This is a genomic window from Pseudomonas hefeiensis, assembly GCF_030687835.1.
In the GTDB taxonomy this organism is placed as follows: Bacteria; Pseudomonadota; Gammaproteobacteria; order Pseudomonadales; family Pseudomonadaceae; genus Aquipseudomonas; species Aquipseudomonas hefeiensis.
Genome location: NZ_CP117449.1, coordinates 5,653,599 through 5,668,079 on the forward strand (window position 1 = coordinate 5,653,599; position 14,481 = coordinate 5,668,079).

The 14,481-nt window shown below is 62.5% G+C and carries 9 protein-coding genes; 5 read left to right on the top strand and 4 right to left on the bottom strand.

Annotated features, from left to right (window positions below; translation table 11 throughout):
* Position 1: 1 nt before the first annotated feature.
* Genes PSH57_RS25515 through PSH57_RS25530 form a run of 4 tightly spaced genes read right to left on the bottom strand, consistent with a single transcriptional unit; the run spans position 2 to position 7,744 of the window.
* The gene (locus PSH57_RS25515; protein ID WP_305390474.1) at positions 2-4,570 is read right to left on the bottom strand and encodes an alpha-2-macroglobulin family protein; all 4,569 of its coding nucleotides are present in this window, start codon (positions 4,568-4,570) and stop codon (positions 2-4) included.
* Positions 4,567-5,226 (bottom strand): DUF1175 domain-containing protein, encoded by a 660-nt coding sequence (locus PSH57_RS25520; protein ID WP_422766059.1) that lies wholly within the window; start codon positions 5,224-5,226, stop codon positions 4,567-4,569. Before PSH57_RS25520 ends, PSH57_RS25515 begins: the two co-directional genes overlap by 4 nt.
* Positions 5,211-6,920 carry a DUF2138 domain-containing protein gene (locus tag PSH57_RS25525; protein WP_305386091.1) on the bottom strand — a complete coding sequence of 570 codons (1,710 nt, stop codon included), beginning with the start codon at positions 6,918-6,920 and terminating at the stop codon, positions 5,211-5,213. The genes PSH57_RS25520 and PSH57_RS25525 overlap by 16 nt, the downstream gene beginning before the upstream one ends.
* A gap of 35 nt (positions 6,921-6,955) precedes the next feature.
* A complete protein-coding gene (locus tag PSH57_RS25530) occupies positions 6,956-7,744 on the bottom strand; it encodes a YfaP family protein (RefSeq protein ID WP_305386093.1) in 789 nt (262 codons plus the stop codon).
* 269 nt (positions 7,745-8,013) lie between these two features.
* Between PSH57_RS25530 and PSH57_RS25535 the strand changes: the two genes are divergently transcribed.
* The 5 genes from PSH57_RS25535 to PSH57_RS25555 all read left to right on the top strand — a co-directional run bounded on the left by PSH57_RS25535 (position 8,014) and on the right by PSH57_RS25555 (position 14,437).
* A complete protein-coding gene (locus tag PSH57_RS25535; protein ID WP_305386095.1) occupies positions 8,014-9,150 on the top strand; it encodes a Fic family protein in 1,137 nt (378 codons plus the stop codon).
* 125 nt (positions 9,151-9,275) lie between these two features.
* Positions 9,276-9,518: an exodeoxyribonuclease VII small subunit gene (locus PSH57_RS25540; protein WP_047229733.1), complete on the top strand. Its 243-nt coding sequence runs from the start codon at positions 9,276-9,278 to the stop codon at positions 9,516-9,518.
* Positions 9,515-10,402 carry a (2E,6E)-farnesyl diphosphate synthase gene (gene ispA / locus PSH57_RS25545; protein ID WP_305386097.1) on the top strand — a complete coding sequence of 296 codons (888 nt, stop codon included), beginning with the start codon at positions 9,515-9,517 and terminating at the stop codon, positions 10,400-10,402. Before PSH57_RS25540 ends, ispA begins: the two co-directional genes overlap by 4 nt.
* Before the next feature lie 104 nt (positions 10,403-10,506).
* Positions 10,507-12,408, top strand: a complete 1,902-nt coding sequence (gene dxs / locus PSH57_RS25550) for a 1-deoxy-D-xylulose-5-phosphate synthase (protein WP_305444786.1) — start codon at positions 10,507-10,509, stop codon at positions 12,406-12,408.
* Positions 12,409-12,556: 148 nt separating this feature from the next.
* Positions 12,557-14,437: a TonB-dependent receptor domain-containing protein gene (locus tag PSH57_RS25555; RefSeq protein ID WP_305386101.1), complete on the top strand. Its 1,881-nt coding sequence runs from the start codon at positions 12,557-12,559 to the stop codon at positions 14,435-14,437.
* Positions 14,438-14,481: the final 44 nt, after the last annotated feature.

A 14,481-nucleotide genomic window follows, 5' to 3' on the forward strand; every position in this document is an offset into this window, starting at 1 on the left:
GTCAGTTGACCGTGACCTGACCAAGCGCCGGTTTCTGTTCCCGAGCCTGATGCTGCGGCGCATAGACCTGGGTGAAACGCACCGGCGGCAAGGTGAACTCGCCCTTCTGGGAGAAGCGCACCAGATGCCGCAGGCGCAGCTCGCCACTGAGGGCGTCCAGCGGCACTGCGTAACCCATCTGGCCCGGCTCGAAGCGCGCCTTCTCCAAGGAAGTCGGTTCGCTGCCGGCCTTGCCCAGCAACTGGATGCCCCAAGTGGTGCGCTCCACATCGGCGCCCGGCGGCAGCGGCACTTCGAGCATGCCGTAGCGCAGCGGCGTGGAGGCCTTGCTGTTGATGATCACTTCATCCAGATAAAGGCTGTCGCTGGACAGCGGCTTGCTGCCCACCGCTTCGAGCTTGAAGGTGAAGGCCTGGTCGCCCGGCACCAGACGGGACAAGCGCCGGGTAATGGTCACCGCCATCGGCGCTGCCGGCGCTTGCTGGCTCTGGTAGCTCAGTGCCGCTTGCAGCGGGCGTTCCTCGGCACCGCTGAGGCTCAGCAGGGTCGGTTGCTGCGCTCCCTGCCATTGCCAGTAGGTTTCACCGGTGACGCCTTTCCGGGCCTTCCAGCCTTCGCCCGGGGTCAGCGCCACCGCTGGCGCGGCCTGTTCGATGCTGCGTTGCAGCCAGGTCAAGGCCAGGGCCCGTTCAAGGGTGGATTGCTGCGGCAGCAGACGTTCGAGCAATGCCTTGGCACGCGCCTGGTCGAAGCTTTGCAATGACAGGCTCAAGGCCTCGACGAACGGCTGGGAGCTGACATCCAGTTGCTGCTGCGCGGCGTCCAGTTGGTTGCTGAAGGCCTCCGGCAACGGCACCTTCACCTGCCTGGCGAGGGACGCAGTCAGCATGCGGGCGCTGGCCAGGCCCAGGGCCGAATCCGGCGCGTTCATGACCAGGCTGTCTTCGCCACTGTCCATCACGCTCAAAGCGCTGCCCTCGCCGGCTTTCGCCAGGTCGTCCATCAAGCCGCTGAGCAAGGTGTTCACCGGCAGTTGCATCTGTTTGGCAAACGACAGGATCAACGCACGCTGCAACAACGGTGTATCGCCGGCCTGCTTGGCGTAGACCTCCAGCACCCGCTGCCAGTGTTCCGGCGGCAGGCTCAGGTCCAGGGCTTTGCTGGCGTGCCAGTCAGCGTAATAGGCGTAGGCTGTGAGGAACGCATCCGGCTCGCCAACCTGGCCCCACCAGGTGAAGCTCGCCGCAGGCCCGGCCATTTGCACCAGGCGCAGGCGACTGTTTTGCATGATCAGCCGCAAGCGATCACGAATCTGCGGGTTCGCCGCCAGGGTCGGGTAAGCGATGCTCAACGGCAGCAGACGACTGGCGGTTTGCTCGACGCCACCGTAGGGGTAGCTCAACAAGTCATCCAGGGCCGAACGGAACAGCGCTTGCGGGCTGTCGTCCAGGCGCAGGCGGATATCGCTGGCATCAAGCGGCAGGCTCAGCGGTGTGTCACCGCTCGCCACGTCAAGCCGCTGGCTCTGGGTGACTTGCCAACCGTTGCCAATGGTATTCAGTTGCACGGCCAGGGTGTCCTGGGTTTCGCCGTTGACCTGCAACTGCACGTTCAAGTCACCGTTGTTCAGCTCCAGAGATGGTAGCGCCACATAATTGATGCCGTGCTTCAGGTCCGCGACCACGCGTTGCTCAGTACCGGCGTAGCGGATCAGCAGTTCGGCTTTCAACGGCTTTTCGGATTGGCTGAAGGCGAACAGGCCCATTTGTGGTTTGTCACCGCTGCGGAACCGGGTCGGGCCGCTCCACTTCAGGTACAGCGGTTTCTCTGAACCGATAAATTGCTTTTTCTGCCCCACCTGACCGTCGTCGGCGATGGCCCGGGCCGTGATGCGCCAGCGAGTCAGGGAGTCCGGCATCTTGAAGGTGAAGCGGGCCTTGCCGTTGGCGTCGGTGACCAGCTCCGGTTGCCACGCGGCAGTGTCAACATCTTCACGACGAGGCCGCTCCAGCACTTTGACACCGCGCTCGCTGCGGTTGGCCTTACCCGGCGCCCCCGGGCTGCCCGGCAGGGCCACGTCGTAGCTGATGAACGACAGGCTGGCGCTGGTGCGCACGTTGTTGCGGCGTGGATGGTAGAAAAACTGATCGATGGTGGGCGCCACTTCCGGTTGCAGGGCGTAGACCATTTCATCCACGACACTGACGGTCAGGTGCGCCGGGATCGCCTTGCCGACAAACTGAGTGCTCAGATCCACGGTCACCGTGTCGCCTGGCTGATAGGTCGTTTTGTCAGTGACGATGGCGACGTCGATCTGCGGCGCGACCACTTTGATACCGGCGTTCTGGAAGCTGTACTGGCCGCCCTTGGTGTACAGCACCGAGAAGGTCAGGTTTGGCGCGAAGGCCTCCTTCACCGGAATACGCGCGCGGTATTGAGTGTCGCTGAGCTTTTCCATCTTCAGCCAGTCGCCGCCCTTGGACAGCAGCGCCGTGGCCTCAACCTTGTCCCGCTCAAGCGACAGCAGCGCATCGCTGACCGGCTCCGGGAAGGTGATCAGCGCCAGGGCTTCGTCACCGGTCTTGTATTGGGCTTTATCGAGAACGATCTCAACGGTGCCCGGCACGGCCTTGATGCCTTCGCCGGTTACCGAATGGCCAGTGGCGCCAATGACCCGACCGTGATCGTCCTTGAGGGTCAGGTTGTAGGTGCCCGGACGCTCGAACGTCAGGCTGAAGCCCTTGTCCTGGGCCGTCAGTTTGCCTTCGCCCGTAGTCTGGTCTTCCAGCCGCACCCAGGCGTAGCTGCCCGGCGTCACGGCGTTGCTTTGCGCGTTGCCACCTTCGTTGGTGTAGCTGAACGAGACGTCCTCGCCGGCTGCGCTGAAACGCTGGGGCGCGCTCAGGCGAAAGTTCGCCGCGCCACGGTCGATGAGAATTTCCTTGGTGGTCTTGACCCGATACGCCGCGCCATCGCTGGCAAACACAGTGAGTGTATAGCGGCTCGGCTTGTCGGCGGCCGGCAGCTCGAGGCTGGCGTTGCCCTTGGCATCGGTGGTCACTTCACTGCTGGTCAATTCCACCGGGAATTGCCCCAGGTATTGCAGCTCGTTATCCACCATCGACAGTTGCTGGGCCCGCAGGCTCAGGCTCACCTTGGCGTTGGCCACCGGCTTGCCGTCCGGGTAGAGCAGCACGAGAGCGCCCTTGACCGGCTCGCCGGTGCGGTAATCCTGCTTGGCGAGGTTCAGCGCGATCTCGAAGTGCGGCTTGATGTATTCGGCCACGCGAAAGGCACTGCTGTAGAGCTGGTCCTTGTAGCTAAAGCGCAGCTCATACCCACCGGCCACGGCGTTTTCCGGCAGCTGGAAACGGCCCTGGGTACCGGCCTTGGAATCCAGTTTCAGGGCCAGGGTTTGCAATGCGGTGCCGGTGGCATCCAGCACGCTGACATTGACGTCGGCGGCTGTCGGCTGCACCGAGTCCCGGGCATTCTTGAATTCACGGCCGACGATTTTCAGCGACACCCAATCCCCCGGCCGATACAGCGGCCGGTCGGTGAAGGCGAACAGCTTGGTGTCGTAGATTTCGCTGTCGTAGTAGAAGTTTTCCGAGACAAATACCCCGCCCTCCTCGTCCTCGCCGATGACGAACGAACGCTCCGGGCTGACGTGTTTGAGGCGTAGCAAGCCGTCTTCGTCGGTGGCGCCGCTGCTCATCACGCCAAGGCCGTCGGTCCACAGTACGTTGACCTTGGGCACCGAACGACCTTCGTGTTTACGTGCGGCCCAGACCAGCAGCTCGTCCCCGGCGATCTTGCTCACCGCCACGGTGTTGGAAACAAAGACCATGGTGGTGGCCCGGTATTTACCGATCAGCGCTTCGACCAGATACAGCCCCGGCTTCAACTGGCCCAGCGGCACGTAGACGTTGCCTGGCGCGACGCTGATGAACGCACTCGACGAACCCGCCAGGTTGACCCCCGCTGGCGGCTGGATCGGCTTGGCCTGCCAGAGCGGATAACGGAACTGGCTGACCACCGGCAGACCCGGAATCAAGGCGAATTGTGGTTGCGCGTCGTACGGCGTCGGCGCGGCGATGGCGCTGCCCATTTTCAGTTCCGGCACTTGCTCGGTGACTTGCTGGCGCGACTCGTAGGAAAACGCCCGCTGCATCACCCGACGGGATTTGCGGTACCAGTTGTCCCACAGGTACGCCAGGGTGTTCGACAGCCCTTCGCCCTTGAACTGACCATCGCTGACCACCCGGTGCAGGTTCTTCTGGCGTTTGAGGAAATCCAACGGTTTTTCGATGCGATAAACGCGGATATCGGCACCGCCGTACGGCTCCATGCGGAATTTCCGATAATCGCGACCCGGCGCTTCGAGGCGGACCATGGCTTGCTCATCACTGGCAAAACTGCTGTCGGCCAGCAGGAAGAAGCTTTCACCGGCCAACGGCGTGTAGCCGCTGGGCTCCACGGTGTCTTCGGCATGAACGATCGGCGCCAGCAACAGGGCCAACAGCAGGGGCAATTTTGAACACAAGCGCAGCATGCGGGCACCGGTCATTGGGAGAGAAAGTTGAGTCGATAGACGCCGATGAAGTTGGGGTTCGCTGCGTCGGGTATCCATCGGGTGTCCTTCCAGTTCATGAGTTGCTGCAGGCTTGCCGAGCGCATGCCGTTGTCGGTTGGGGTGGTGGTGCCAGTGTGATAGGCGATGTTGCGGCCCATCCAGATCATCAGGTGCTGGTCATCGCCTTGATCGAAGAACATCAGATCGCCTGGGCGGGCTTGGGTGACGTCACGGCTCACCAGGTGGCTGTTGAACTGGATCAGCTTGATGGCGTTAACGTAGGGCCCGACCTTGCCGCCGCCCTGTTGCCATTGCTGGGCCAGACGTCGTTGGGCGTCGCTCAGCTCAAGCTCTGGCGGCAGGTAGCGATTGGACAGGCCATTGCTGCGCAACCATTTCTGGTCATGGACCTTCAGCGCTTCATTGGCCGCAAAGCGCACCAGCCCGGCGCAGTCCTGCTGGTACCAGCGCGGGCTCGGGCCTTTGGTCAGTTGTTCCTGGGCAATACGCACGAACCAGGCACGAAAGACCTTCGATTGCTGCACATCCAGCGAGGGTGCCTGAGCGGCAAACGCCTGCCCGCCCAGCAGCAGCGCCAGCATCAACACCCATACCGGGCGGCGGATCGACCCGGTCACAGCGCTTTCCATTCCAGTGGCAACCACTGCCAGGGGCCGTCCGGCTCGCTGCCTTCGGGCAATGTCAGGGCGTATTTACCGTAGCCGCCAAGGGTGCGCAGCTTCGGAATCAGGTAGGTTTGCGCGGCGTTGTAGAACACCGGTTCCATGTCCTGGGGCAAGCTGTCGAGGGTTTCGCGCTGCATCAGTTGCGCCATGGCATCCGGACCGAAGTAGACCGGCATCAACAGGTCCTTGGGCACCACGTCGGCCATGGGCGGGAAGCGCTTGTCGAGGGTGCCGAGGGCCTTGTCCAGCAGTTTGTCGTCGAGGGAAAACAGCAGGGTCGAACCGTGCCGCGCCAGGCTGACTTGCATGAACGCCTTGCCGGTGATCGCCTCCGGCTGCGCGGCGTCCTTGGCCGGGTAAGGGCCGAAGTTGGAGCTGACCTGGCGTTGCCAGCGGTGCATCGGGCCTTCCTGTGTTTCAACCACAGGAAACGCATGTTCGGCCACGTTGTTTTCGTAGGCGCCCACCATCGAACCGAACAGGTTGCCCAGGTCGGCATCGAGCTGGCCGCCGTCATCGTTCAGGTTCGCCACCAGCAGTGGCGTGTACAGCCGCGAATCGGCGTACCAGCACAGCCCCGCCGCGCCGGCCATGTGCTCGATCATGGCCTGGGCCGCGTTGTCGTCGGCACCGAGTTTCACCAGCAATGGCTTCTGTTGTTCAGCCGCCAGGGGCAAGGCGACGCAGGCGCTGGCGCCCATGGGCATGGCTTGCCAGATGGGCTTGAAGTCGAAGTCTGGTTGGTTCTCCAACTCGTCCATGGCCAGGAAGCTGTGCCAGCCGTTGTCGTCCATGTCGAAACGCAACCCGGCGAAGTTCGGGATGAAACGCTGATAGCCCATGGCGAGCACGCTGGCATTGACCGAGATGCGTTGCTTGACCTCAGGCCCCTTGGGCAGCAGGCCAAAGGCTTCGGGGAAGAGTTTTTCACCGGCCAGCAGCGCTTCGAGGGCCTGGGTCGAGACCATGCCGGGTTCGTCGGTGGAACCACTTCCCAGGTCGTAGAGCCTGGTCGGGTTGGACAACACCACCAGCTTATCGCCATGGGAAGCGAACACCAGGGCTTTGCTGGCGTTATAGGTGAGTTGATAGACCGGCACCACGTCGCCGGCCACTTTCATCTCACCGAGCTGGCTGAGCTGTGAATCATCCAGCGCCACTTTTGCCAGCGGCTCCAGGACCTTGGCCAGGCCACCACGATCCATCACCAGCAAAAAATCCCTGAGCCGCCCGTCGGCGCCGCGCCATAGCGCTACATCGGCTGGCTGGTCGAAAAGCTGCTCGATCAGGCTGTCCTGCAGTTTGAGGTCATGCTCGTAGATGATCCGTCGCAGGCTACCGACCAGCCCGAGGCGGTCGGCATGGGTTTGGTAATAGAAGACGAAATCTTCGGTGAGCGTGGCCTTGAGGAACGGCACCGCCAGCAAGTCCTTGGGCAACTGGCTCAGGGAGTGGGCCTCGAGCAGGCCATCGGGGCGGCTCAGACCGAGCTTTTCCAGCGCCAGTGCCAGGGGCGGCGCCTTGGGCTTGGTCATGAACCAACCCAGTCCGGCGGCGACACCGGCCACCAGGCACAGCCCGATCAGCAACGCCGGCCAGCGGCGCACAGGTTTGGCAACAGGAGTCGGCGCGGTCGGGGAAGCAGTGTTGTCGCTCATATTCAAAAGGGCCTATTGATCGGTGGAGCGCTTACTTAGTAGTTGAACGTCTTGACCAACAACAGATCGCCGATGGCGCGCAGGGGCACGACAAAGGTTTCGCGTTTTTCATCGACGGTGTTTTCGTTGAGCACCAGGTTGATCTGCGAGGTGATCACCTCGTTCTGGTTGCTGGTTTCTTCAAAGTTGTAGCCACCGTTGCCGTAGTTGCCCCAGTAGTTCACGTAGACCAGGTAGGTGCCGTGCATCGGCGCGGTCATGGTGAACATCTCGGGACCGGGGCCATCGACGCCATCAGGGTCGAGGCCGCCGCCGTTGCTCAACGCCGGCCGGCCGAAGAACGCATGCTGACCGTCGGGGGTGACGATGTGCAGATCCAGCTCGGCCTTGGGATCGTCCCAGCCCAGCACCACGCGGATCTGCGCCGGGGTTCGCTGATTGTTGGCTTCATAGAACTGCACGCGCTTGAGGGACTGGCCTGCGGAGCTGCGCACTTCGACGCTGTTGGAGCCAGCGCCAAAGGCATACGGCCGGGCGAAACGCCCTTCATCGTCGGTATAAAGATTCAGAGGATTGCCGTTGACCGCCAGGCTGTGGGGCGCTCGGGCCGTACCCATGGCCTTGAGCCGGCCCTCGATCATCGTGCGATTGCGCTGCACGCCTCGGTCGATGGGTGGCGTGGGATAGGCCACGCGCGGGTGTTCAGTACGATCGAGCAAGCCGCTGTAGCGCCAGCCGCCCACCGGTTCCGACAGCTCGGCCGCAGGCTCGGCCCACGCCAGTGGCGCGCCCGCCAGCACGATCAACAATGAAAGAAAACGCATGTATGCCTCCTGCCATGCATGACGCAACCCGGCGCCCTTCCTCGGCGCTGCCTGTCATTATTCGGGTTACGTCTGAAGGCCCCGCCACAAGGGGCCCATAGATGCCGCGAAGGTTAGCGATTCGGCGGATTATTCACAATCAGGGAACGCGCGATTCTGTGTGGGAAATCACGTACTGAGGAGTGCGTGAGCCGATTAGCATGGTTATTCGGCTCACGAAATGAGCCGAATAGCGTTATTATTCGGCTCATTCAACCTTGGACAGGCTTATGGCACCTCACTGGATCTGGCAGCAGCCCGACTGGCCCGGTTTTCGCTGGCAGGCAGATGCGTTGGCGCCGCTGCTGCGCGAATGCGTGCAAACTCAGGGTCAACTGCTTGGCATGACTGGCGCGGTGACCGCCTCGCTCAGTGCCCAGAATGAACTGGATGCCCTTCTGCAAAACATCGTGACCTCTTCGGCCATTGAAGGAGAGCAGTTGAATGTGGGCTCGGTCCGCTCGTCTCTGGCACGACGCCTGGGCCTCGAGCAAGCCGGCGAAAACCCTGTCAGCCCGCGCAGTGAAGGCTTGGCGAACCTGTTGCTGGACGCCACCCGGCACTTCAATCAACCACTGACTGTCGAGCGATTGCTGGAATGGCACAAGTGGCTTTTTCCTGATCAGACAGGCGACCTTGCCCATCGTGAGATCCGCGTGGGTTCGCTGCGCGGCGATGATCCTATGCAGGTGGTCTCAGGCAGGCTGGACCGTCCCACCGTTCACTTCCAAGCGCCACCTCGCCAGGGTCTTGAGCACCAGTTGCAAGCATTCATCGACTGGTTCGAGTCCAGCCGCCATCAAGCCGAGTTCGATCCATTGCTACGCGCCGGCATCGCTCATTTCTGGTTTGTCACCTTGCATCCATTCGACGATGGCAATGGTCGCCTGACTCGCACGCTTACCGATCTGGCACTGGCCCAAGGAGAAGCTCAGGCGATCCGTTTCTACGCCATGTCCGTAAGCATCCTGGACGACCGCGCTGGCTATTACCGGATCCTTGAAAGCAGCCAAAAAGCGACACTGGACATCACTGACTGGCTAACCTGGTTTCTGCAAACCCTGTCGCGCAGCCTGCACAAAGCGATGACGCAGATCGAAAGTGTATTGGGCAAGACACGGTTCTGGCAGGCTCATCGAGCCTCAGCATTCACGCCCGAACAGACCAAAGTGCTGAACCGGTTGCTCGATGGTGGTGAACGCGGTTTTGAGCACGGCATCAGCGCAGCTCAATATCAGACCGTGGCCAAGGTCTCCAAGGCAACGGCAACGCGGCACCTTGCAGAGTTGCGGGAAAAAGGTTGTCTGGAGCGATTGCCCGGCGGGGGGCGCAGTACCCGGTACCGAATCCATTACCCAGCTGACTGAATACCCCATAGCACCCTCGCCACCAAACGATGCCTCACAGGCCGCGCTGGTCCTGCTCTGATTTGCCCCAATACCCCATGTCTGCTAGTGTCGCGCCCGTTTAACAGTCAACCGGAATCGCCGCCATGGCCCGCAAAAAAGCTGCACTGGACTTCGAACAATCGCTGGCCGACCTGCAAACGCTGGTCGAGCGGCTGGAGAACGGCGAGTTGTCGCTGGAAGACTCGCTGACCGCCTTCGAGCAGGGTATCGGCTTGACTCGCGACTGCCAGGCGGCGCTGGCCCAGGCCGAGCAAAAGGTGCAATTGTTGCTCGAGCGCGATGGTGAGCTGACCGAAGAGCCTTTCGACGCGGACCAGCCTGAATGATCGGCGCCTATCAGGCCGGCAGCCAGGCCCGGGTCAACGCGGCGCTGGATACCCTGTTCACCGCCCCAGGTCCTGAGCTGGCGCGTTTGTACGAGGCCATGCGCTACAGCGTGATGAACGGCGGCAAGCGTGTGCGTCCGCTGCTGGCTTATGCGGCGTGCGAAGCCTTGGGCGGTGCGCCTGAACAGGCCAATGGCGCGGCCTGTGCGGTGGAACTGATCCACGCGTATTCGCTGGTCCATGATGATTTGCCGGCCATGGACGACGACGATTTGCGTCGCGGTCAACCCACCACCCACAAGAAATTCGACGAAGCCTGCGCGATCCTGGCCGGTGACGGCTTGCAAAGCCTGGCCTTCAGCGCCCTGCTGGAGCCGGCGCTGAACGATTGCCCGGCACAGATTCGCCTGGACATGGTCAGCGCCCTGGCGCTGGCGGCCGGTCCGGCCGGGATGGTCGGCGGCCAGGCCATTGACCTCGGCTCGGTGGGCCTCAAGCTGGATCAGAGCGCACTGGAATACATGCATCGGCACAAGACCGGCGCCTTGATCGAGGCCAGCGTCAAACTCGGTGCCCTGGCCAGCGGCAGGGCCACGCCTGACCAACTGCAAGCCTTGCAGACCTACGCCCGGGCCATTGGCCTGGCGTTTCAGGTGCAGGACGACATACTCGACGTCGAAAGCGATACCCAGACCCTGGGCAAACGCCAGGGCGCCGATATCGCTCGCGACAAACCGACCTACCCGGCCCTGCTCGGCCTCGACGCCGCCAAGGCCTATGCCCTGGAGTTGCGCGACCAGGCCCTGAGCGCGCTGCGACCCTTTGACGCGGCAGCCGAACCGTTGCGCGAGCTGGCGCGATATATCGTCGAACGCCGCAGCTGATACGGGTCAGACTGCGTATCGGCCAAGTTCCAGCCTACGCGTGGGCAGCTTGCGATGCATAAGGTAAACTGCCGCCTCTTTCTATACCTATAACGATTCGCCTGATGCCCACGACGTTTCAAGAGATTCCCCGCAAACGCCCGACCACGCCGCTGCTGGACCGGGCCAACACGCCGGACGGCTTGCGTCGCCTGGGTGAAGCCGAGCTGGAAACCCTGGCCGATGAGTTGCGCCTGGAGCTGCTCTACACAGTCGGCCAGACCGGCGGACACTTCGGTGCCGGCCTTGGCGTCATCGAGCTGACGATCGCGCTGCATTACGTGTTCGACACTCCGGACGACCGGCTGGTGTGGGACGTCGGTCATCAGGCCTATCCGCATAAAATCCTCACTGGCCGTCGCGAGCGCATGGGCACGCTGCGCCAGAAGGACGGCGTGGCAGCGTTCCCACGGCGCTCCGAGAGCGAATACGACACTTTTGGTGTCGGCCATTCCAGCACCTCCATCAGCGCCGCCCTGGGCATGGCGATTGCCGCCGCCCGTCTGCAAAACAGCGAGCGCAAGGCGATTGCCGTGATCGGCGATGGCGCACTGACGGCAGGCATGGCTTTCGAGGCGCTGAACCACGCGCCGGAAGTCAATGCCAACATGCTGGTGATCCTCAACGACAACGACATGTCGATCTCCCGCAACGTCGGTGGGTTGTCCAACTACCTGGCGAAGATTCTTTCCAGCCGCACCTACGCCAGCATGCGCGAAGGCAGCAAGAAGGTGCTCTCGCGCCTGCCTGGCGCCTGGGAAATCGCCCGCCGCACCGAGGAATACGCCAAGGGCATGCTGGTGCCCGGCACGCTGTTCGAAGAGCTGGGCTGGAACTACATCGGCCCCATCGACGGCCATGACCTGCCCACACTGATCGCGACCCTGCGCAACATGCGCGATCTCAAAGGCCCACAGTTCCTGCACGTGGTGACCAAGAAAGGCAAAGGCTTCGCCCCGGCGGAAGTCGACCCGATCGGTTACCACGCCATCACCAAGCTCGAACCGGTGGATGCCCCGGCCGCCGCCCCGAAAAAGGCCGGCGGACCGAAATATTCAGCGGTGTTTGGCCAATGGCTGTGCGACATGGCCGCCGCTGACCCGCGTCTGGTGGGCATCACCCCGGCGATGAAGGAAGGCTCGGACCTGGTGGCCTTCAGCGAACGCTACCCGCAGCGCTACTTCGACGTGGCGATTGCCGAGCAGCACGCCGTCACCCTCGCCGCCGGCATGGCGTGCGAAGGCGCAAAACCGGTGGTGGCGATTTATTCGACCTTCCTGCAACGCGGCTACGACCAGCTTGTTCATGACGTCGCGGTGCAGAACCTCGATGTGCTGTTCGCCATCGACCGCGCAGGTTTGGTAGGCGAAGACGGCCCGACCCACGCCGGCAGCTTCGATCTTTCGTTCCTGCGCTGCATCCCTGGCATGCTGCTGATGACGCCGAGCGATGAAAACGAGTTGCGCAAAATGCTCACCACCGGGCACCTGTTCAATGGCCCGGCGGCGGTGCGCTACCCTCGCGGCAGCGGCCCGAACGCGACCATTGAAGCTGATCTTGAACCGATCGAAATCGGCAAGGGCGTGATCCGCCGCCAGGGCAAGCAGACCGCCCTGCTGGTGTTTGGCGTACAACTGGCCGAGGCCCTGAAGGTCGCCGAAACCCTGGACGCCACCGTGGTGGACATGCGTTTCGTCAAACCCCTGGACGAAACCCTGGTGCGCGAGATGGCCGGCAGTCACGAACTGCTGGTGACCGTTGAGGAAAACGCCATCATGGGCGGCGCCGGGGCGGCGGTCAGCGAATTCCTGGCCCGGGAAAACATCCTCAAGTCGGTGCTGCACCTGGGCCTGCCGGACATCTACGTCGAACACGCCAAACCGGCGCAGATGCTGGCCGAATGCGGGCTGGACGAGGCCGGGATCGAAGGGGCGGTGCGCCAGCGGTTGCAACTGCTGGGCCGGTAATTCAGACCGCACAAATCCCTTGTGGGAGCGAGCCTGCTCGCGATGGCGTAAGACCAGTCGATACCGACATTGACTGGCACACCGCTATCGCGAGCAGGCTCGCTCCCACACTGGTTTTGGCGTGGAGCCAAATATTTTCGGAACATCCATGAAACCGCATCTCGCCCTCAGCCTTTCCCTACTGCCGGCCACCAACCTGCTGGCCGACACCTTCGAACGCGACCAAGCCCTCAAGCTCCCCGACGTGGTGATCAGCGCCAACCGTCAGGTCGAGGCCCGAAACGACAGCAGCGCCGCCAACACGGTGTTCACCCGTGACGACATCGAACGCCTGCAACCGGCCAGCGTGACCGACCTGCTCAGTCGTGTGCCGGGGGTGCAGGTGGCGCCCCTGGGCGGGCGTGGCAGCCTGCCAGGGATTTACATTCGCGGCACCAAATCGGCCCAGAGCCTGGTGTTGGTGGACGGCCAGCGCATTGGCAACTCCACCTCCGGCGACAGCAACCTGCAACGCCTGAACATCAACCAGATCGAACGGGTGGAAGTGCTGCGTGGTTCGCGCTCGGTGATCTACGGCGCCGACGCGGTGGGCGGAGTGATCCAGATCTTCACCCGTCGCGGCAACGAACAAGGCCTGCAACCGCGCTTGCATCTGGGTTTTGGCAGCCACCAGACCTGGGAGCGCAGCCTGGGGCTGTCCGGCGGTGATGATCGGACACGCTTCAACCTCGGCGCCAGCCTGGATGAAAGCGACGGAACCAATCGCACCCATGAGTCCTACGCCAGCGACCGGGACCTTGATGCCAACCGCAACCAGTCCTTGAGCCTGAGCCTGAGCCATGGGTTCAACGATGACTTGGAAGTCGGCCTGAACCTGCTGGATAACCGCGGCAAAAGCGAATACGACAACCCGTTCGGCCGCTTCGACCCGAACACCTTCGAGTCGCTGCCCCAGCAGCCCTACAGTGACTTCGCGGTGAGCAGTTTTAGCACTTATGTCGATGGACGCATCAACGAGGCGTGGAAATCGCGTCTGGAACTGGGCCACAGCGAGAACCGCGAAAAAACCTTCGACAAGCTCAGCGATGTCCGGGAAGTGTTCAACACCTACCGCGACTCGCTGACCTGGCAGAACGATGTGACGCTGGACGATCGCAACAGCCTGATCGTCGGTGGTGATTGGTATGAGGATCGGATCAACAGCAGCACACCGTATGACGAAGACAGCCGCTGGAACCGTGCAGCGTTTATCCAGCATCGCTTCCGGGGCGAAACGTTCTCCACCGAACTGGGCGTGCGGCGCGACCAGAACCAGCAGTTCGGTGCCCGGAATAGCTGGAGCGGCACGTTCACCCTGCCGGTGAATCCGGACAATGATGTGCTGCTGACCTACAGCGAAAGCTTCCGCGCACCGACCTTCAACGACCTGTACTACCCGGATTTCAGCAACCCGGACCTCGCGCCGGAAACCGCCAAAAGCTACGAACTGCAATGGCGCAACCAACTGAGCGATAGCGCCCGCCTGGAAGCTTCGCTGTACCGCACGGACCTGGAAGACGCGATCATCTTTGGCAGCAACTCACGCCCACAAAACGTCGCCTCGGCGCGAATCAACGGTTTCGAAGCAGCCCTGAGCCAGGAGTTATTCGGCTGGCAGAGCAATCTGGGCCTGGCCATCATCGACCCACGGGACCGTGACAGCGGCCACACCCTGGCCCGGCGCGCCCGCCGGACCTTGAGCCTGGACCTGGACCGCCAATTTGACCGTTTGAGCCTGGGCGCCACCTGGCAAGCAGTGAGCAACAGCTACGACGATGAAAACAACCGCAATGCCCTGGGCGGATATGCACTGCTCGGGTTGCGCGGCAGTTGGGCGTTGAACCGCGAGGTGAAGCTGGAGATGAAGGTCGATAACCTGCTGGACAAGGGCTATAGCCGGGCACTGTATAGCCATGAAGGTGGGCAGTATGGGTATCGTGAGGAAGGCCGGGCCTGGTTGTTTGGGGTGACCTGGACGCCGGAGCTCTGATCCAGAGATTGTGGTGCCGGGACTGACCTCATCTCGCGAGCAGG